The organism is Rhodobacteraceae bacterium D3-12 (assembly GCA_025916135.1).
Taxonomy (GTDB): Bacteria; Pseudomonadota; Alphaproteobacteria; order Rhodobacterales; family Rhodobacteraceae; genus JAKGBX01.
Window position 1 is genome coordinate 1,653,106 of record CP104793.1, and the last position, 18,547, is coordinate 1,671,652.

Below are 18,547 nucleotides of genomic sequence, written 5' to 3' on the forward strand. Positions count from 1 at the left end.
ATAACCCCCGGTGGCGCGAACCGCCGGGGGCTTCTCCTGTTGCGGTCATCGGCTCCTCAGCCTGTACCGCAGGCACGGTGGTAAACGATTAAGGTTAATCAATCGTTACTTCTTCTGTTTGACAAATACCTCGGGGGTTTGGGGGCTGGCCCCCAATTCAACTTGTGCTTCTGGTGGTCTTTTGGCCCCGATGCTCAGCTATCGAGTGCGTCGCCGATGTGGTCGCGCACCGCTTGCCATGTCGCTTCGCTGCCGGCGCAGAGCAGATAGCCGTCGGTGCGCGCGATGTCATAATCGTCACCATCAAGAAAACGCGCGACGCCGCCTGCGCGGGTGGTGATGAACGCTCCGGCGGCGTGATCCCACGGGTTGAGCATGCCCGACAGGGTGAAATCCACCGCGCCCTGCGCCAGAAGGCGGTATTCATGGCACGAGCAGCGCAGCGAATTCACCCGCGCAAATGCGGTTGTCAGCGGCGCGAAGGCAGTTTGATGCTCGGGCGGCATCAGGGAGGTATGTGTGATGCCCGAGAGGGTTGAGAGCACGCCCCCTCAGCCGTTGCAAGCCGTTTGGCGGGTCGCGCGATTTCGGATTGCAGGGCGGGGCCGTCTTCTGCGGCGGTGATCCAGTCGTCGGTGATCGGATCATAGAGCATGCCAAAGATCGGCTTGCCAAACCGCGTCGCCGCGAGGATCACGCCAAACAGCGGCAGGCCGTGGGCGAAGTTCCACGTCCCATCCACCGGGTCGATGATGAAGGCAAGTTCGGCGCTGGCGGCGGCATCGCGGGAATTGGCATCCTTGGCGGCGCTTTCTTCGCCCAGAATGGTGGCGTTGGGAAACAGCCGCAGGATGGCACGCGCGATCTGCGCCTCGGCGGCGGTGTCGGCTTCGGTCACAAGGTCGGCAGGGCCGGATTTGGTGGCAATCTGCCCGGATGTCAGATTGCGAAACCGCGGCATGATCTCGGCGCGGGCGGCGCGGCGGACGATCTGGATCAGGCTTTTTTGCTGCGCATCGGTCAGACGGGTGGCGGGAAGGGGGAGCGTTTCACTGGTCATTAGCACATCTTTGATAGGGAGAGAATCCGGGTTTCCTTGTGGGGATGCCAAACCCTGTGGCACGCCGCAAGGGGAGTTATTCGCGCGCGCGCAAGATCGCGCCGGGGCGCGACGAGAGAGCGCGGGCCGCGAAGCCTGCCTGTGCGGCAAGCGTGGCCAGAACGCCGCCGATGATCACGGCCAGACCGGCCTGCCAGATCACCTCGTAATCGGTTTCAAAGATGAAGTGGCTCACCGCCCATCCCCCGGCCAATCCGGCGCCAAGCGCCACGGTTCCGGCGGCCAGCCCAAGCAGGGCGGCGCGGATCAGAAAGCTGCTTAGAATGCGCGCGCGCGTCGCTCCCAGCGTCTTGAGCACCGCGGCTTCATGCGCGCGCGCCGGTGCCCCGGCGGCGGCTGCGCCGATCAGCACGAGAAAGCCGGTCAGCAGCGCCGCTGACGCGCCCCAAGCGGTGGCCGCAGCAATCGCGCCGAGCATTTCAGAGACCCGCGCGATGGCGTCCTTGACGCGGATCGCGGTGATGTTGGGGAAATCACGGGCCAATTCGCGCAGGATGCGCGATTCTTCGGCCGCGTCGGCATAGACGGTGGCGATGAACCCATGCGGCGCGGCAGCGACCGAAGAGGGTGTCATCACCATCACGAACCCCATGCCCGCGGTCGAGAAATCCACCGCGCGCAGCGACGATATCGTCGCTTTGATGTCGCGGCCCAGTACGTTGACCGTCAGCGTGTCCCCGATCTTGAGCCCCATCTCAAGCGCCTCTTCCTCGGCAAAGCTGACCAATGGCGGGCCGGTATAATCCTCGGGCCACCATTCGCCAGCGGTGAGGCGGGTGTTCTCGGGCAGGGTTGCGGCATAGGTGATGCCACGATCCCCGCGCACGACCCAGTGATCGCCCGCGACCTCGCGGGCGGGGCGGCCGTTGATGCGGGAGATGACACCGCGCAGCATCGGCGCGTTTTCCACCTTGGTCACGGCACTGTCGCCGGTCAAACGCGCCAGAACGCCGGGCATTTGATCCTTTTGGATGTCGATCAGGAAATAGGACGGCGCCTGCGTTGGCAAATCACGCGAAATCGCGCCGCGCAGGTTGCCGTCGATCTGTCCGACAGCCGCCAGAACCGACAGGCCAAGGCCGAGTGACAACACCACAGGCAGCGCCTCGGATCGCGGGCCGGAGATGGCGGCGAGCGCCCAGCGAAGACCGGGGCGGCCACGGGCAAACCGCCGTGCGCGGGCGGTCAGCACACGGGTCAGCCAAGCGGCCAGCGCCAGCGCGGCCAGCGCCGCGATCAACCCGCCCGCCGTCCAAAGCGTGAGCAGCAGCGAGCCAGAGAACCACGCCGCCGCGCCGATCAAGCCGCCAATCAGCACAAGCGTGGCAATGATATAGCGCAGGCGCGGCAGCGACGGCGCACCAGAGAACGCATCGCGAAACAGGGTCGCGGCGCGGATCCGCTCAAGCCGCGACAGCGGCCAGAGCGTGAAGATCGCCGCCGTCAGCGCGCCATATAGCGCCGCCTCGATCAGCGGCGCAGGGTAGAGCGAAAACACCGCCGGCACCGGCAGGCGCGCCTGTAACAGCGGCGCCAACGCCAGCGGGATCAAAGCGCCCAGCACCAGCCCGATCACAATGCCCACCGCCGACAGCGCCGCGATTTGCAACGCATAGGACAAAAAGATCGTCGCGTTGGTTGCGCCAAGGCTGCGCAGGGTCGCGATCGTCGCCGTTTTGCCCGCGAGATAGGCGCGCACCGCCGCCGACACGCCAACCCCGCCCACGGCGAGGCCGGACAGGCCGACAAGGATCAAAAACGCCGAGAGCCGTTTGACGAACTCTGCCACACGCGGCGCGCCGTTACGGGCATCGCGCCAGCGCATGCCAGAGCCGTCAAGAGCTTGTCGGGCCGCGATCTTGAGCTTGGCAAGATCGGTTTCGGGCGCAACGCGCAGGCGGTATTTGGTTTCAAACAACGTGCCGGGAGAGAGCAGCGCAGTCCCGTCCAGCGCCGAGGTTGCCACGATGGTGCGCGGCCCAAGGCCAAAGCCGCCGGTGGTGTTGTCGGGCTCACGCTGAAGGATCGCCGACAGGCGAAAAGGCTCGCCCCCAAGGGTGAATTCCATCCCCTGAGACAGGGCAAGTTGATCGGCCAGCGTGCGCTCCATCACCGCGCCGGGCAGGCCGTTTTGATCGGCGAGCGCCTCGGCCAGCGGCATTGGCGGATCAAGGATCACCGCGCCCAAAAGGGGATAGGCGCCGTCAACGGATTTGACCTGTGTCAGCGCGCGATCTTCGCCCAAAGCAGCCATCGAGCGGAAATCACCCACGGCGGAATAGGCGGTCGAATTGGCGGTGATCCAGTCAAGCTCGGCCGCATTGGCAAAGCGATAGGTGAACTCGATTTCCACGTCGCCACCCAGAAGGGCCGCACCCTCACGCGAGAGCCCTTCTTCGATCGCGGCACGGACCGAACCGATGCCGGCAATCGCCGCCACGCCAAGAGCGAGACAGGCGAGGAAAATGGCGAAACCGCTGAGGCCCCCGCGCAGCTCTCGCCGGGCGATGCGGGCGGATTGGGTCAGGCTCATGCGCGGACCTCATGCTGGGGAAACGTCTGAGCCGGAACGGGGCAGACGGGCGCTTGGCGCGTGGTTTCACCGCTGACTGGGCCGCTCACTGTCCAGTTCACTGGGCCGCCTCGCGCGCCGCCTGTTCGACCACGCGACCATCCTGCAAATGCAGCACCCTGTCACAGCGTGCGGCAAGGGCCGGATCATGGGTGACCAGCACCAATGTGCTGCCATGGGCGGCGCGCAGGGCGAAAAGCTGTTCGATGATCTGCTCGCCCGTGGTGCTGTCAAGGTTGCCTGTCGGCTCATCCGCAAGCAGGATCGCAGGGCGCGGCGCGGCGGCGCGGGCCAGCGCGACGCGCTGCTGCTCTCCGCCCGACAATTGCGCCGGATAATGATCGAGCCGCGCCCCAAGGCCAACGGCCTCAAGCTCGGCCTTGGCGCGGGCGAAGGCATCACGCGCCCCGGCCAGTTCAAGCGGCGTGGCGACATTTTCCAGCGCGGTCATGGTCGGGATCAGGTGAAACGATTGAAACACCACGCCCATGTGATCGCGGCGAAACCGCGCCAGCGCATCCTCGGACAGGGCCGAAAGATCGCGGCCAAGCGCGCTGATCTTGCCGCCGGTGGCGCGTTCCAGCCCGCCCATCAACATCAAAAGCGAGGATTTGCCCGAGCCGGACGGACCGATCAAGGCCAAGGTTTCACCGCTGTTTACTTCAAGGCTGATGGCGTGGAGGATATCGACGCGCCCGGCATTGCCTTCCAGCGATAAAGACACATCTTGTAGGGAAAGCGGCGGCGCGGAAGATGACATTATGAAAGGTCCGTTCAGGATGCGTTCAGTGACATATGGGGGTTTGGGGGCGATGCGCAAGGCGTGGATCGGGCTGATTTTTATGATTTTTCTCGCGAGCGGGGCGGCGGCCGACAAGCTGCGTATCCTTGCCTTTGGTGACAGTCTGACGGCGGGCTATGGGCTTGAGAGCGGGCAGGGGTTGGTGCCGGTGCTGCAAACATGGCTCGATGCACAGGGCGCGGAGGTTGAAATCGTGCAAGGCGGGGTGTCGGGGGATACCACGTCGGGCGGTCTCGCGCGGCTTGATTGGGTGCTGAGCGACGCGGTGCAGGGGATCATTCTGGAACTGGGCGCGAATGACATGCTGCGCGGTGTCGCGCCAGAGCTGGCGCGGGCCAATCTGTCCAAGATGATCGAAATCGCACAGGCGCGCGAGCTTGAAGTGTTGCTGGTCGCGATCCCCGTGGCGGCGAATTTCGGGGCTGACTACAAACGCGACTTTGAGGCGATCTGGCCCGATCTGGCAGAGCAATATGGCGTCACGCTTTACCCGGATTTCATGGCCGGACTGGGCGAAACACCGACCGAGGCGTTGCAGCATATGCAAGGCGACGCAATCCACCCCAACGCCGAAGGGGTGAAGCGCATTGTCGAGCGGCTGGGACCGCAGGTGCGTGCACTGGCCGAGCGGATCAGGGCAGAGTGAGGGGGTGGGTTTCCGTCTGGTTTTCCTCTAGCCAAACGAAAACGGGCGCCCCTAAAAGAGCGCCCGTTTACAATGCGTTATAGCGTGAAGCTAAACCAGAAAGGCTTAGGCCAGCGCGATGTTGATAGCGGCTTCGCGGCCATCGCGGCCGGGCTCGATATCAAAGGTCACTTTCTGGTTGTCGGCCAGACCGGTCAGGCCCGAACGCTCAACAGCCGAGATGTGTACAAACACATCTTTGCCGCCAGTTTCAGGTGCAATAAAGCCGTAGCCTTTGGTGGTGTTGAACCATTTGACGGTGCCATTTGCCATCGTCGTTTCTCCTAGTTTGGTCCTGCCCGCGGAGTGCGGCAGGTCGGCGTAGTCAGTGCAAGATCGAGTGACTGGGCCGTGTAGGAGCAGTGGTCGATAGTGGTAACGTCGCTATAAATAATTGGAATCGGGCGCGATGAAAATCAAGAAAAATTTTTGTAACAGCCTTTTAGGAAGGTGAAATAGGCGGGGATTTGCCCGTTAAACGCGAGTTTGGGATGCGCAATTAAACCGCTAGAGCCGCCAAATCGGGGCAAAAGGTTAACCGAGTTTCACATCCGCCGACGCCCCAAGCGCCGAGCAGAGAGACTGGAATCGCGCCTCGGCGACCTCACCATAAAGCGGGGCGGAATCGCGGTTGAGATGCAGCTCCAAGACCTTCTTCTTGGGGCGGTATTTAAGCTGGCCCAGCTCGGCGTCTTTCTTGAGCCAGAGCATCGCGCCAAAGCGCATCGCCTTGCCGACCACCTCGGCGGCGTTCTGCTCGGCTTCGGAGATCAGCGCGAATTGGTCGTCAAACCGCGTGCCCTTGCGCGAGTTGGAATAGCGGTGCAGCAGCGACAGCCCGAGGAAGATCCGCTCGGAATGGCGCAACCCCCCGAGGTTGGCGCGGGTGGCGTTGTCGAAACAGACCTCGGCGCGGTAATCGGGGTGGGCGCGCCATGTCACGTCATGCAACAGGCAGGCCGCCTTGATCAGGCGCTTGCGTTCGGGGGCGGCGGTGTTGAACAGCGGCAGGATAAACTCATAAAGTGTGCGGCCAAAACCGGGCAGGCGGGCGTCTTTGGTTTCGGCAAACTGGCAGGCTTCGATCAGCGGATCACGGTCACGCAGGCGTTGCGGCATCTGCTCGTAAAGCATGCCTTCGCGGATGCCATAGGAGGAGATCGCGATGTCGCGCGGATGGAAGGTTTTGACAACCTCGCGCAGCACTTCGAGGGCGACCGGCACCAGTGCCATCCGAGAGCTTGAGACGCCGCACTGTAGGCGCAGCTCTTCTGGATCATGCTTGGCGATATAGTCGGCGGTGGCCGAAACCGCTTTGCGGCTCATCCGATATTCATGAAGCACATGAAGGGGATAGCCGCGTCTGTGCATGTCGATTTTGGCGATTGCACGCCATGAGCCACCGACCAGAAACAGGCGGTTGTGTTGCTCGCCCATGGTATCGCGTAGGTCGGACATGACCGATTTGATGTGGGCCTTGCGCCCCTTCTTGCCGCCCTTGATCCCCTTGAGCTGGAGCGGGCCGAGGCGGGAGCTGACGCGGCGGCCGACCTCGCCGCCGTTGATCTCGGCCAGCTCCATCGAGGCGCCGCCGATGTCACAGACAAGCCCATAGGCACCGGGCCAACCGAGCAGCACGCCCTGAGCCGAGAGGCGCGCCTCTTCCAGACCGTCGATCACATGGAGTTTGAGGCCGGTTTCGGCCTCGACAAGGTCACGAAACTCTGACCCGTCTTCGGCGTCACGCACGGCGGCGGTGGCGACGGCGGTCAGCGGGCCGGTGTTCATCCCTTCGGCAAGGCGCTGAAAGCGGCGGATCGCCGAGAGGGCGCGAACCCGGCCTTGAGGGCTCAAACGGTTGGTTTCGCTGATGGATTCACCCAAGCCGCACATGATTTTTTCGTTGAAAAAATACGCCGGAGATCGGGCCGCCCCGTCAAACACCACAAGGCGGACCGAGTTGGAGCCAACATCGACCACACCAACACGCGACAGCGCGCGGGCAGAAGGATCATCGAAAAGCGGACGGCCAAAGGGGCCAAAATCGCCTGATGTCGCGTGAGTTTCGCCGTCCATCATAGTCCCCCTGCGGGTCGTTCAGCGCGGTTTTAGGACACCGAGGGAAACGGGTCAATGAAGGCATTGTCGCAGAGGCAAAAAAGCTCGGGCTGACCTTGGGTTAAGCTGGCAGAGGTTAAGAGAGCGCGCTGTGGCGTAAGTTTTGGCGTCCGGTCGAAAAGGGGGGGTGACATTCGGCTGACTCCCGGCTGACATCCGGCTGCCGGGGGGCGTGCGGTTTGGCGGAGGGGCAAAGTGTTAACGCAGGCACCCCTCGCTGGACCGGCTTGGCGCTCAATCCTCGCTATGGGTCAGCTGTGGCACATCCGACGCGCCAGCAGAGCCGCGACCCGACAGCGAAGGGTTCTCCATAAAGAAGCGATGGCAGTTGAACGAGAACACCCCTTCGGGGACTTCGGCGCGGGTAAAGGTGCCATCGGGCGCCATGACCCAGCTTTGCGATTGATCGGCCATATTGGCGGCCATGACCTGATCCGTGATCTGGGCTTTGACCGTAGCGTTCTTGATCTCGACCAGAGTTTCGACCCGCCGGTTGAGGTTACGCCCCATCCAGTCAGCCGAGGAAATGAACACCCGTGCCTTCTTGTGCGGCAGCCCCTTGCCGGCGCCGAAACAGACGATGCGCGAGTGTTCCAAGAACCGCCCGACGATGGATTTCACGCGGATATTCTCGGACAGGCCCTTGATGCCGGGGCGCAGGCCACAGATGCCACGGATCACGAGGCTGATCTTTACCCCGGCCTGGCTTGCGGCATAGAGCGCGTCGATCACTTCGGAATCGATCAGCGCGTTCATCTTGGCCCAGATTTCCGCCGGGCGGCCCGCTTTGGCGTGTTCGATTTCGGCGCCGATCATCTCAAGCAGTTTCGGCTTGAGAGAGATCGGCGAGATCGACAAGTTTTCAAGCGAATCCGGCTGGGCATAGCCCGACAGGTAGTTGAACACTTTGGTCGCGTCGCGCCCCATGCCGGCATCGCAGGTGAACAGCGACAGGTCGGTATAGATGCGCGCCGTGATCGGGTGGTAATTGCCGGTGCCAAAATGGGTGTAAGTGACCAGCTTGTCGCCTTCACGGCGCACCACGGTCGAAATCTTGGCGTGGGTTTTGAGGTCAAGAAAGCCATAGACCACATGCGCCCCGGCGCGTTCAAGGCGGCGCGATTGGCGGATGTTGGCGGCCTCGTCAAAGCGCGCTTTAAGCTCGACAAGGGCGGTGACGGATTTGCCATCCTCGGCGGCCTCGCAGAGCGCCGAGACGATCGGGCTGTCGCGCGAGGTGCGATACAGCGTCTGCTTGATCGCCACCACATCGGGGTCGGTTGCGGCCTGTGCAAGGAAGCGCACCACCATGTCGAAGGTTTCGTATGGGTGGTGCAGCAGCATGTCTTTCTGCTTGATCGCGGCGAACATGTCGCCTTCGAAATCCTGCACCCGTTCGGGGACGCGCGGCGAAAACGATGGCCACAGCAGATCGGGGCGCGAGTCGATCACCAGCTCGCCAAGGTTGGCCATGCCGATCATGCCTTCGACCTCGACGATCTCGTCATTGGTGACATGCAGTTCGCGCTTGATCATCTCAAGCAGGGCGGAGGGCGCATTGGCCGAGATTTTCATCCGCACCACTTCGCCGCGACGCCGCCGTTTGAGGGCGGTTTCAAACTCGCGCACAAGGTCTTCGGCCTCGTCCTCGACCTCGAGATCGCTGTCGCGCAACACGCGAAAGGCGCAATGGCCTTTGAGCGCGTAACCGGGGAACAGCGAGGTGATATGCTCAAGCAGCAGGTCTTCGAGCGGCAGGAAGCGGGTTTGCCCCTCGGGCGCGGGCAGGGCGACAAAGCGGTCGATCTGATGCGGGATCGGCAGCAAGGCCTGCAGCTTGCGCTTGTCGGATTTGCGTTCAAGTTGCAGCGCAAGGCTGAACCCGGTGTTGGGGATGAACGGGAACGGGTGCGCGGGGTCAATCGCCAGCGGTGACAGCACCGGGAAAACCCGGCTGAGGAACATATCCGCAAGGAACGTGCGGTCTTTCGCGCTCAGCGTGTCGCGCGAGCAGAGCACGATCCCGGCTTCCTCAAGCTCGGCGCTGAGGCGCACGAAGGTGGCTTGCTGATGGGCCATGAGGCGGCGTGCCTCGGCATGGATCAGGACCAGCTGTTCCGCCGGGGTTAGCCCGTCAGCGGCGGGGGTGGTGACGCCTTCATGGGTCAGCTCGCGCAGACCAGCCACGCGCACGGTATAGAACTCGTCCAGATTGGTGGCCGAGATCGACAGGAAGCGCAGCCGTTCCAACAGCGGCACACGCATGTTGTCGGCCTCTTCCAGCACGCGCCAGTTGAAGCCGAGCCAGCTAAGCTCGCGGTTAAAGAAGCGGGCGGGGCTTGTCGGGTCGAGCGCGGGCATCTCGGTGGCATCCGGGAAGGGGCTCTCAAGGAAATCAGCGTTTGTCATGTGGGCCTTATGGGGCGGAATTGTCACGGGAATATGAAGGCGAGGGCGGATTGTGCGCTTGTTGCGGTGGGATGTCCAGATGCGGGGCGGGGAGCGGGGTGTTCGCGCCTATCCCAGCATCCCGTCGAGCACATCTGCGGCGAGCTTGCGGTTGATCTCGCGCCCTTGCGACAGGGCGGCGGCGTCAAGCGCGCTGACCACCTGTCGGGCCATATCAAAGCTGCGGTCGATGCGGCGCAAAAGATAGGGCAGCGTGTCGGGCGTGGGCGAAAGCTGTCGGTCGGCAAAGAGCTTCATCAGCACCGCCGCAAGCAAGGCGTCATCCGGCGTTTCAACGATCACCGAGGCGGTGCCCTCCATCCGGCTTCTGAGGTCGGGCAGGCGCAGCCCCCAACGGCTGGGCGGCACATGCGCGGTAAAGAGAAGCGAGCGCCCCTCGGCAAGGGCGAGGTTGTGCAGGTGGAACAGCGCCACCTCGGCCTCGGCGTTGCCGGCGATCATGGCGACATCCTCGACCGCGATGTTGCTGCGCGCCAGCTCGGGAATGTCCAGCCGGGGCAGGGCCGTGGCAGGCACGATCTGTGCCGCCGCCATTTCGGCCCAGACATGGGCGAGATGGGTTTTGCCCGCGCCCGAGGGGCCGATCACGGCCAGCTTGCGGTTGGGCCAATTGGCCCAGTTTTCGACCATCCCCACAGCCGTCGCATTCGCGGGAGAGACGAAAAACGCCTCGCGCCCAAGCGCGGTTTTGGCGGGCAGGTCAAAGGAAAGCTGCTGTGGCATCACTCGACAGCGGTCCCGTCCGAGGCGGCCTCGCTGAGGTGTTTGGCCTTGATCTCGACCGCATCAAGCCCGCGATAAAGCCGGCTATCGCGATAGCGGTCGGCAAAGAACCGCGTCAGCACCCCAAGCGCGGCGGCCAAAGGCACGGCGACCAGCATGCCGACAAAGCCAAACAGCGAGCCGAACACCGACAGCGCAAAGATCAGCCACACAGGGTGCAGCCCGACCGAATTGCCAACCAGCTTGGGCGTCAGGAAATTGCCCTCGATCACTTGGCCGAGCACGAAAATCCCGGCCACAAGCCCAAGCGACAGCCAATCGCCCCAGAACTGGAACAGACCCAGCCCGATGGCGAGCGCGCCACCAAGGATCGCGCCGATATAGGGAATAAAGGTCAGCGCCCCGGCGACAAAGCCGACCACCAGCCCGAATTGCAGCCCGACCAGCATCAGCGCCACGGCGTAATACGTCCCGAGGATCAGGCACACGGTGCCCATACCGCGAATAAACGCGGCGAGCGTTTTGTCGATGTCGGTGGCCAACCGGCGGATCACCGGCGCATGATCGCGCGGCAAAAGGTCGTCGATCTTGGCGATCATCCGGTCCCAATCATAGAGCAGATAGACCGCGACAACCGGCACGATCACGAACAAGAGCACCACGTTGATGATCGAATAGGCCGAGCTGAGCACCGCGTTTAGCAGCTCTCCGCCACGTTCCTGCACTTTTTCGCCCACGGTGGTGAGCGAGTTGCGCAGCGTGCTGTCGGCATCCATCAAGGACGGGAAGCGATCGGTCAGGAAGGTTTGCAAGTCCTTGGCCAGCTGCGGCGCGGTATCAAACAGCGCAATCGCCTGTCCGACCAGCGTCGGAATGACCAGCAGCGCCATGATGACAAAAAGCAGAATGGCGACCAGCGTGATGATCCCCGTGGCCAACCCGCGCGACGCGCCCATGCTTTCCAGCTTGTCCGCGACCGGATCAAGAAAATACGCCACCGCCCCGCCCAGAACAAACGGCAGGATCACGTCGCCAAGGAACCACATCGCAAGGCAGAATACCACGGCGGCAATGCCCCAGTATTTAAGCTGATGCTGGACCGGTAATGCCATAAAGCCGTATTCCTTCCGCCTTTCGCGCGTCGATACGCCCGCGTCTGTTCCTATGTCGCCGTAGCGTGGTCGCATTTCAAGCCCCGAAATTGAAACCACCCGCTTTGCCGTAACCCCGCCGATATGCGCCGCTTTGGTTGGGTTGGCGCCGCGCGCGCTAGCGGATTGCTTGCCACAGTGCAGCAATTCCGTTAGCTCTCGCAGCGACACTTTTGACAGGATCAAGCCCCATGCGCCTTAGCCGTTATTTTCTGCCCGTCTTGAAAGAAAACCCCTCCGAGGCGCAGATCGTCAGCCACCGGCTGATGCTGCGTGCCGGGATGATAAAACAAGCCAGCGCGGGGATCTATTCGTGGTTGCCGCTCGGCTTCAAGGTGCTGCGCAAGATCGAGAATATCGTGCACGAAGAGCAGGTCCGCGCCGGGCATATTCCGCTGTTGATGCCAACGCTGCAGAGCGCTGATCTGTGGCGCGAGAGCGGGCGGTATGACGCCTATGGCCCCGAGATGCTGCGCATTCGTGACCGCCACGACCGCGACATGCTGTTTGGTCCGACCAACGAGGAAATGATCACCGATATTTTCCGCGCGCATGTCAATTCCTACAAAGACCTGCCGATGACGCTCTATCATATCCAGTGGAAGTTCCGCGATGAGATCCGCCCGCGCTTTGGCGTGATGCGGGGGCGCGAGTTCCTGATGAAGGACGGCTATAACTTTGACCTGACCAAAGAGGACGCGTTGCACGCCTATAACCGCCATCTCGTCAGCTATCTGCGCACCTATGAGCGGATGGGCCTTCAGGCGATCCCGATGCGCGCCGACAGCGGCCCGATTGGCGGCGATTACACGCATGAGTTCCTTGTGTTGGCCGAAACCGGTGAGTCCGAGGTGTTTTATGACAGCGAGATCACCGATCTGACCTTTGGTCAGCGCGAGATTGATTATGATGATGTCGATCAGTGTCAGGCGGTGATGGACGAGTTCACCTCGCGCTATGCCCGCACGGATGAGACCCACGACACCGAGGTGTTCGATGCCGTCCCCGAGGAGCGCCGCCGCGTGGCGCGTGGTATCGAAGTGGGGCAGATCTTCTACTTCGGCACGATGTACTCCGAGAAACTGGGCGCGACGGTGCAAGGCCCCGAGGGCAAGCCGGTGCATGTGCATATGGGCAGCCACGGCATCGGGGTGAGCCGTCTGTTGGGCGCGATCATCGAGGCGTCGCATGATGACAATGGCATCATCTGGCCCGAAGGGGTCACGCCGTTCCATGTTGGGATCGTCAACGTCAAACAGGGCGACGCCGAGGCCGACGCCGCCTGTGACGCGCTTTATGGTGCGCTTGAGGCGGTCGGGCTTGAGCCGCTTTACGATGACCGCAATGAGCGGGCAGGGGGCAAGTTTGCGACGATGGATCTGATCGGTCTGCCGTGGCGGATCACGGTCGGCCCGCGCGGGTTGAAAAACGGCGTGGTCGAGCTGACCTCGCGCCGCACCGGTGAAAGCGAAGAGATGCCGCCGGAAGAGGCGGTCAAGCGGCTGGTGGCGATCTATGAAGGGCACCGCGTGCGCGGGCTTTGAGGCCGGATTTCCCCTGCACGGAATCAAGGGCGTAGCCCGCCGTGCAGCGCCTGCCCGTTCCGGCGGGCTGGCGCTTTGGTGAGGGCGGTACGACGCCTTTGGGGCGCACGGATTTGGCAAGATAAACTGCCATCCACCAGCGTTAGAGGCGCCACCCCACGGGCAGGCGCAGCACTCCCTTGCACGGTACCAAAGGCGTAGCCCGCCCATTGCCGACAGGCGATTTTGCCTACGCAAAATCTGCCGAAAGGGTGCAGCGATGCCGCGCTCCCACGCGGCGGCGATTGGGTAGCGGTGCGCTCCCCACTTGCCGAGCACAGTTTTGGCCAGCATAAAGCGGCACTTGCAACGGTTGCATCGCCCCCGCGCGCGACAGCAATGCCCGGCTTTCGAATGGGACGATCCAGTCTCGTGGCAATTTTCATCCGCCCACCTGCCCCCCCAACCCAAACTCCTTGTCGTGCTTATCTTGAGCCTGCCCGCCCCTTCGCCTATAGAGACGCCAAGCAAGCAATTGAAGTCGGGAGAGCCAAATGGCCGGCCATTCTAAATGGGCAAATATCCAGCACCGCAAAGGGCGTCAGGACGCAGCACGTTCCAAGCTGTTTTCCAAGCTCGCCAAGGAGATCACCGTGGCGGCGAAAATGGGCGACCCGGACCCCGACAAGAACCCGCGCCTGCGCCTTGCGGTGAAAGAGGCCAAGTCGCAATCCGTCCCCAAGGACGTGATCGACCGCGCCATCAAGAAGGCCTCTGGCGGCGATGCCGAGAACTATGACGAGATCCGCTATGAGGGCTATGGCCCCAATGGCGTGGCCGTGATTGTCGAGGCGATGACCGACAACAAGAACCGCACCGCAAGCACCGTGCGCTCGACCTTTACCAAACACGGCGGCAACCTGGGTGAAACCGGCTCGGTCGGCTTCATGTTCGACCGCAAGGGCGAGGTCAGCTACCCCGCCTCGGTCGGGGACGCCGACACGGTGATGATGGCCGCAATCGAGGCGGGCGCCGAAGACGTGGAAAGCTCGGATGACGGGCATATCATCTGGTGCGCAGACACCGATCTGAACGATGTGTCAAACGCGCTTGAGGCCGAGCTGGGCGAAAGCGAAAGCACCAAGCTGGTGTGGAAGCCGACCACCACGACCGAGCTGGACCTTGAGGGCATGCAAAAGCTGATGAAGCTGATTGATGCGCTTGAGGACGACGACGACGTGCAGCGCGTCACGGCGAATTTCGATGCGTCGGACGAGGTGATGGACCAGCTTTGATGGGGCGGGGCGACAGGTTTCGCCCCGGTTCATAAGGCTGTCTGTAAGCTGTCTGTAAGCTGTCTGTAAGCCGTCTGGCGGGCGTGCGGCCCCGGATCATCTCCGGGGCGCGAAACACAGAGGTGGGCGGCAGAGATGGGCGTGGGCGTTAGCCCGCCTGACGCATCTCGTCCTCAACAGCACCCTCATCGGCGACCGGCTGTCCGACCAGAACCTCGCTGGCGCGGGCTTTGACCGCTTTGGTCAGCGGTTCAAGCACGGGGCGCATCATGCGGCTGACCTGCCAGTAGAGCGGCTTGTCAAAACTCGCGTTCTCCTCAACCAGCGGCACAAGGATACCGCGCCGCACGAGGCGGCTGACCAGCGGGGCGGGGTTCATGCCCCAGCCGATCCCGCGGCGGGCGGCTTCGACAAACGCCTGCGACGAGGGCATGCCGTGACTTGGCGGCGTGATGCCCCGACCGAATTGCGTGCTGAGCCATTCGCTCTGCAACCCGTCTTTTTCGTTAAATTGCAGCATCGGCGCGGATTTGAGCGCCTTGGGCGTGACCCCATCGGGGAAGTATGTCTTCATGAACTTCGGGCTGGCCGTCGCGATATAGCGCAGCGAGCCGAGGGGGATCACGTCACAGCCCTGAACCGGGCGCGAGGATTGCGTGACCGCAGCCAGAACCTCGCCCTTTTTAAGCCACTCTGCCGAATGGCTCTCGTCGTCGATCACCAGATCGAACAGCGTGTCATCCAGCCCGTCAAGCGCGCCGAGGAACCATGTCGCAAGGCTGTCGGCGTTGACGGCGACGCGCAGGCGCGCGTGGCCTTTGGCGGTGCTGGTTCCGTCCTGACCCAGATCGCGGCTGGCTTGATCCTCAAGCAGCGCGACGGCCTCGGCGTGGGCCGAAAGACGGCGGCCCGCGTCGGTGCCGACACATGGGCTTTCGCGCAAGACCAGCACGGTTCCGACCTGTTCTTCCAGCGCCTTGAGCCGCTGGGAGACCGCCGATTGAGTGATGTTTAATGCACCCGCCGCGGCCTCGAAGCTGCCAAGCCGTAGAATTGCGGAAAGTGCGGATAGATGCCTGCTATCAAACTGCATAAGACCCTCTGATTTTGTATTATTATGTTTAATTTGTCATAGCGTGAAACGCGGTTTAATCCAAGGAAAACGTTGATGGGATTTGCCAAATGAGTGCAGCATTTATCGCCGGGTTTTCGCTTGGCTTTTCTCTCATATTGGCGATCGGGGCGCAAAATGCCTTTGTTTTGCGTCAGGGGCTGCGGCGCGAACAAGTGCTGGCGACGGTGCTGATCTGTGCGGTTTCAGACGCGGTTCTGATCGCCGCCGGGGTGGCGGGGTTCGGCGCGCTGGCCGAGGCGCTGCCGGGGTTGGAAACCGTCATGCGCTATGGCGGGGCGGCGTTTTTGCTGGCTTATGGCGCGCGCAATTTCATCGCCGCGTGGCGTGGGGGCGCGGCGCTGAGCACCGATGGAGAGAGCCGCCATTCGCTGGCCGGTGTGGCGATGACGGTGGTGGCGCTGACCTGGCTGAACCCGCATGTTTACCTTGATACGGTGGTCTTGCTGGGGTCGATCTCGGCGCAATACGAGGCCAAGCTGGCGTTCGGGGGCGGTGCGGTGCTGGCCAGTTTCACGTTCTTTTTCGCGCTCGGCTATGGCGCGCGGTTGTTGTCACCGCTGTTTGCGCGCGCTGTGGCGTGGCGGGTGCTGGATGTGCTCGTCGGCCTTACGATGTGGGCGATTGCGGCGAAGCTGTTGTGGGGATGAGCGGGCGGGTTTCGGCGTCTTTTGCCGCCACTTCCTCGGCCCAATCGGCAAAGGCGCGGACCTTGGGGTTGCGCCAGCTGTCCTGCGCCGCAATCAGGCTATAGCGGCCAAAGTCGGTGGCGCAGGCCATGTCGGGAAAGGGCAGATGCAACGCGCCGCTGTCCAACTCCTCGCGACAGAGCGCAAGATCGACCATCAGAACACCGGTGCCAAAACGGGCCGCACGCGCCGCCATATCAAGGTTGGGAAAGCTTTCGCCTTGTGCCGCATCAACGCCGTTGATCCCGAAATGGTCCAGCCAGATCGCCCAATCGGTGCTGCGTGGCCGGTCATGCAAAAGCGTGGTCCGGGCCAGATCGGCAGGGCTGTCGAGCGGCAAAAGACCGGGGGCGCAGGCCGGGGACAGCAGCATGGGAAACAGCGGGCGGGCGGTGATATGCGCAGGCCGTCCGGGGATATGTTCCAGCGAGAGGCCAAGGTCGTATTCGGCGGCATCAAACCCGGTTTCGCCATAGAAATCGGTGGTCACGCGCAGATTGATGTCGGGGTGGCGCTCGCGAAAGGCCTGTAGGCGGGGAAACAACCAGCGGATCGACAGGGCGGGCGGGCAGATCATGCGCAGATCGTCGGCCCCGGCAGAGAGCCGCGAGGTTTCCCGCTCGATCCGCGCAAAAGCATCGGTGAGCACCGGCAAAAGCCGCTGCCCCGCAGTGGTCAGATCGACCCCCTTGGCATGCCTGCGAAACAGCGCCACGCCAAGATGCTCTTCGAGCAGTTTCACATGCCGGCTGATCGCGCCACGGGTGACGCAAAGCTCGTCCGCGGCGGCGATATAGCCATTGTGGCGGGCGGCGGCCTCGAAAGCGCGCAGGGCGTTGAGCGGGGGCAGGGGCATGGGCGTGCCTTTGGGTTAGGTTTGCTGAGCCATGGTACGAGGTTTACTGGTTTGATTGCAAACGCGATGCGCCGGTATCTTGCTTATGCGTAAGTCATGAGTGGAGCGCTGGCGATGGCGTTGGTAACAAGATCAACCAGCGGGCGGCTAACCCGGATCAGTTTTATTGCGCCTTGGATGACCCGTCTGGCGCGGCGATGGCGGGGCGCTTCCCTGCGCCGGGCGATGGAGGATGACCTGTTGCGCCTTGAGGAAACCGCGCCGCATTTGTTGGCTGATGTCGGGTTTGTCGAAAACAGGCAGGCGTCATGCGCGGCGCGAAAAGTGATGGTCGCGCCGGGGCATCGCCTAGAGCTTGATCAGATCGCGGCGCAGCGCCATGCGACACGACGTTAACATGTTTCAGACCTTGAAGCCCCCAAGCAATCGTGAACAGATGGCGGAATGCAGACCGAGCCAGTTTCAAACCCCGCCAAGGGTGTGCTTTGGATGATCCTCACCGGGTTTTTGTTCGTCGCGGTGAACGCGATGGTCAAGGCCATGGGCACGCGCATTCCCGCGCCCGAGGCGGCGTTTTTACGCTATGCCTTTGGTTTGTTGCTGTTGCTGCCGATGATCCGCCCGTTGATCCGGGCCAAGCTGACGCGCCGGCAGATGACGTTTTTCGCATGGCGCGGCGTGGCGCATACGGCGGCGGTGTGCCTGTGGTTTTATGCCATGGCGCGCATCCCGATTGCTGATGTGACGGTGCTGAATTACCTATCGCCGATTTATGTCACGCTGGGGGCGGCGTTGTTTCTGGGCGAAAAGCTGGCTTTGCGGCGGATTTTGGCGATTGTGGCGGCGTTGATCGGGGCGCTGATCATTCTGCGGCCGGGGTTTCGCGAGGTCGGAGACGGGCATTTGGCGATGCTGGTGGCGGCGGTGTTTTTCGCGGTCTCTTATCTGATTGCCAAGCGGATGGCCGATGACACCGGCGCGGCGGTGACGGTGACGATGCTCTCGCTGACTGTGGCGGTCGGCCTGTTGCCGCTGGCGATTATGAACTGGGTCACGCCGACCTTGTATGAGGCGGCCATGTTGTTCGGGGTGGCGGTTTTTGCCACCGCCGGGCATTACACCATGTCGGTCGCGCTGTCGCTGGCGCCGGTGACGGTGACGCAGCCGGTCGGATTTTTGCAACTGGTCTGGGCGGTGCTTTTGGGCTGGTTGGTGTTTGAAGAGGGCTTGGATGTCTATGTGTTGTTGGGCGGCGGGCTGATCATTGCCGCGATCAGCTTTATGACATGGCGCGAGGCGGTGTTGAAACGCCGGATGCGCACGCCGGTGGTGGGCGAGACCAAACTGTAAGCGGCGGGGGCCAGCCCCCGCACCCCCGGGATATTTTCGGTCAGATGAAGGGGCTCAGGGGG

At 62.8% G+C, this 18,547-nt stretch carries 17 protein-coding genes; 6 read left to right on the forward strand and 11 right to left on the reverse strand.

Annotation, left to right across the window (positions count from 1 at the left end; genetic code table 11):
* Positions 1-194 precede the first annotated feature (194 nt).
* The 4 genes from N4R57_08160 to N4R57_08175 all read right to left on the reverse strand — a co-directional run bounded on the left by N4R57_08160 (position 195) and on the right by N4R57_08175 (position 4,452).
* Complete coding sequence (locus N4R57_08160) at positions 195-545, reverse strand: hypothetical protein (GenBank protein UYV38973.1); 351 nt, start codon at positions 543-545, stop codon at positions 195-197.
* A complete protein-coding gene (locus N4R57_08165; GenBank protein UYV38974.1) occupies positions 506-1,060 on the reverse strand; it encodes an inositol monophosphatase in 555 nt (184 codons plus the stop codon). The genes N4R57_08160 and N4R57_08165 overlap by 40 nt, the downstream gene beginning before the upstream one ends.
* 76 nt (positions 1,061-1,136) lie before the next feature.
* A complete protein-coding gene (locus N4R57_08170) occupies positions 1,137-3,653 on the reverse strand; it encodes an FtsX-like permease family protein (GenBank protein UYV38975.1) in 2,517 nt (838 codons plus the stop codon).
* A gap of 97 nt (positions 3,654-3,750) precedes the next feature.
* Positions 3,751-4,452, reverse strand: a complete 702-nt coding sequence (locus tag N4R57_08175; GenBank protein ID UYV38976.1) for an ATP-binding cassette domain-containing protein — start codon at positions 4,450-4,452, stop codon at positions 3,751-3,753.
* Positions 4,453-4,480: 28 nt separating this feature from the next.
* Between N4R57_08175 and N4R57_08180 the strand changes: the two genes are divergently transcribed.
* Positions 4,481-5,140, forward strand: a complete 660-nt coding sequence (locus N4R57_08180; GenBank protein ID UYV38977.1) for an arylesterase — start codon at positions 4,481-4,483, stop codon at positions 5,138-5,140.
* 105 nt (positions 5,141-5,245) lie between these two features.
* Here the strand turns inward: N4R57_08180 and N4R57_08185 are convergent, their stop codons facing one another.
* The 5 genes from N4R57_08185 to N4R57_08205 form a co-directional block, all read right to left on the reverse strand.
* Positions 5,246-5,452, reverse strand: a complete 207-nt coding sequence (locus N4R57_08185) for a cold-shock protein (GenBank protein UYV38978.1) — start codon at positions 5,450-5,452, stop codon at positions 5,246-5,248.
* A gap of 261 nt (positions 5,453-5,713) precedes the next feature.
* The gene (locus N4R57_08190; GenBank protein UYV38979.1) at positions 5,714-7,255 is read right to left on the reverse strand and encodes a Ppx/GppA family phosphatase; all 1,542 of its coding nucleotides are present in this window, start codon (positions 7,253-7,255) and stop codon (positions 5,714-5,716) included.
* Between the two features lie 276 nt (positions 7,256-7,531).
* On the reverse strand, positions 7,532-9,706 hold the full coding sequence (locus N4R57_08195) for an RNA degradosome polyphosphate kinase (GenBank protein UYV38980.1): 2,175 nt from the start codon (positions 9,704-9,706) through the stop codon (positions 7,532-7,534).
* A gap of 108 nt (positions 9,707-9,814) precedes the next feature.
* Positions 9,815-10,489, reverse strand: coding sequence for a DnaA/Hda family protein (locus N4R57_08200; GenBank protein ID UYV38981.1), 675 nt, complete (start codon positions 10,487-10,489; stop codon positions 9,815-9,817).
* Entirely contained in the window at positions 10,489-11,601 is a 1,113-nt protein-coding gene (locus N4R57_08205; protein UYV39537.1) for an AI-2E family transporter, read from the reverse strand. Before N4R57_08205 ends, N4R57_08200 begins: the two co-directional genes overlap by 1 nt.
* Positions 11,602-11,831: 230 nt before the next feature.
* Between N4R57_08205 and N4R57_08210 the strand changes: the two genes are divergently transcribed.
* Positions 11,832-13,184 carry a proline--tRNA ligase gene (locus N4R57_08210; GenBank protein ID UYV38982.1) on the forward strand — a complete coding sequence of 451 codons (1,353 nt, stop codon included), beginning with the start codon at positions 11,832-11,834 and terminating at the stop codon, positions 13,182-13,184.
* Positions 13,185-13,717: 533 nt separating this feature from the next.
* Positions 13,718-14,458, forward strand: a complete 741-nt coding sequence (locus N4R57_08215; GenBank protein ID UYV38983.1) for a YebC/PmpR family DNA-binding transcriptional regulator — start codon at positions 13,718-13,720, stop codon at positions 14,456-14,458.
* Positions 14,459-14,606: 148 nt separating this feature from the next.
* On the opposite strand, the gene N4R57_08220 is transcribed toward N4R57_08215, so the two are convergent.
* On the reverse strand, positions 14,607-15,551 hold the full coding sequence (locus tag N4R57_08220) for a LysR family transcriptional regulator ArgP (GenBank protein ID UYV38984.1): 945 nt from the start codon (positions 15,549-15,551) through the stop codon (positions 14,607-14,609).
* A gap of 89 nt (positions 15,552-15,640) precedes the next feature.
* Between N4R57_08220 and N4R57_08225 the strand changes: the two genes are divergently transcribed.
* On the forward strand, positions 15,641-16,240 hold the full coding sequence (locus tag N4R57_08225; GenBank protein ID UYV38985.1) for a LysE/ArgO family amino acid transporter: 600 nt from the start codon (positions 15,641-15,643) through the stop codon (positions 16,238-16,240).
* Here the strand turns inward: N4R57_08225 and N4R57_08230 are convergent.
* On the reverse strand, positions 16,200-17,135 hold the full coding sequence (locus tag N4R57_08230) for a LysR substrate-binding domain-containing protein (GenBank protein ID UYV38986.1): 936 nt from the start codon (positions 17,133-17,135) through the stop codon (positions 16,200-16,202). The two genes, N4R57_08225 and N4R57_08230, sit on opposite strands and share 41 nt — an antisense overlap.
* Positions 17,136-17,231: 96 nt before the next feature.
* Between N4R57_08230 and N4R57_08235 the strand changes: the two genes are divergently transcribed.
* Positions 17,232-17,531, forward strand: coding sequence for a hypothetical protein (locus tag N4R57_08235; protein ID UYV38987.1), 300 nt, complete (start codon positions 17,232-17,234; stop codon positions 17,529-17,531).
* A 48-nt stretch (positions 17,532-17,579) separates the two neighbouring features.
* On the forward strand, positions 17,580-18,485 hold the full coding sequence (locus tag N4R57_08240; GenBank protein UYV38988.1) for a DMT family transporter: 906 nt from the start codon (positions 17,580-17,582) through the stop codon (positions 18,483-18,485).
* Positions 18,486-18,547: the final 62 nt, after the last annotated feature.

Excerpts from the sequence above, each read along its gene's own strand:
- N4R57_08165 (UYV38974.1), bottom strand. The coding sequence starts at position 1,060 with ATGACCAGTGAAACGCTCCCCCTTCCCGCCACCCGTCTGACCGATGCG.
- N4R57_08170 (UYV38975.1), bottom strand. The coding sequence starts at position 3,653 with ATGAGCCTGACCCAATCCGCCCGCATCGCCCGGCGAGAGCTGCGCGGG.
- N4R57_08175 (UYV38976.1), bottom strand. The coding sequence starts at position 4,452 with ATGTCATCTTCCGCGCCGCCGCTTTCCCTACAAGATGTGTCTTTATCG.
- N4R57_08185 (UYV38978.1), bottom strand. The coding sequence starts at position 5,452 with ATGGCAAATGGCACCGTCAAATGGTTCAACACCACCAAAGGCTACGGC.
- N4R57_08190 (UYV38979.1), bottom strand. The coding sequence starts at position 7,255 with ATGGACGGCGAAACTCACGCGACATCAGGCGATTTTGGCCCCTTTGGC.
- N4R57_08195 (UYV38980.1), bottom strand. The coding sequence starts at position 9,706 with ATGACAAACGCTGATTTCCTTGAGAGCCCCTTCCCGGATGCCACCGAG.
- N4R57_08200 (UYV38981.1), bottom strand. The coding sequence starts at position 10,489 with ATGCCACAGCAGCTTTCCTTTGACCTGCCCGCCAAAACCGCGCTTGGG.
- N4R57_08205 (UYV39537.1), bottom strand. The coding sequence starts at position 11,601 with ATGGCATTACCGGTCCAGCATCAGCTTAAATACTGGGGCATTGCCGCC.
- N4R57_08210 (UYV38982.1), top strand. The coding sequence starts at position 11,832 with ATGCGCCTTAGCCGTTATTTTCTGCCCGTCTTGAAAGAAAACCCCTCC.
- N4R57_08215 (UYV38983.1), top strand. The coding sequence starts at position 13,718 with ATGGCCGGCCATTCTAAATGGGCAAATATCCAGCACCGCAAAGGGCGT.
- N4R57_08220 (UYV38984.1), bottom strand. The coding sequence starts at position 15,551 with ATGCAGTTTGATAGCAGGCATCTATCCGCACTTTCCGCAATTCTACGG.
- N4R57_08225 (UYV38985.1), top strand. The coding sequence starts at position 15,641 with ATGAGTGCAGCATTTATCGCCGGGTTTTCGCTTGGCTTTTCTCTCATA.
- N4R57_08230 (UYV38986.1), bottom strand. The coding sequence starts at position 17,135 with ATGCCCCTGCCCCCGCTCAACGCCCTGCGCGCTTTCGAGGCCGCCGCC.
- N4R57_08235 (UYV38987.1), top strand. The coding sequence starts at position 17,232 with ATGAGTGGAGCGCTGGCGATGGCGTTGGTAACAAGATCAACCAGCGGG.
- N4R57_08240 (UYV38988.1), top strand. The coding sequence starts at position 17,580 with ATGCAGACCGAGCCAGTTTCAAACCCCGCCAAGGGTGTGCTTTGGATG.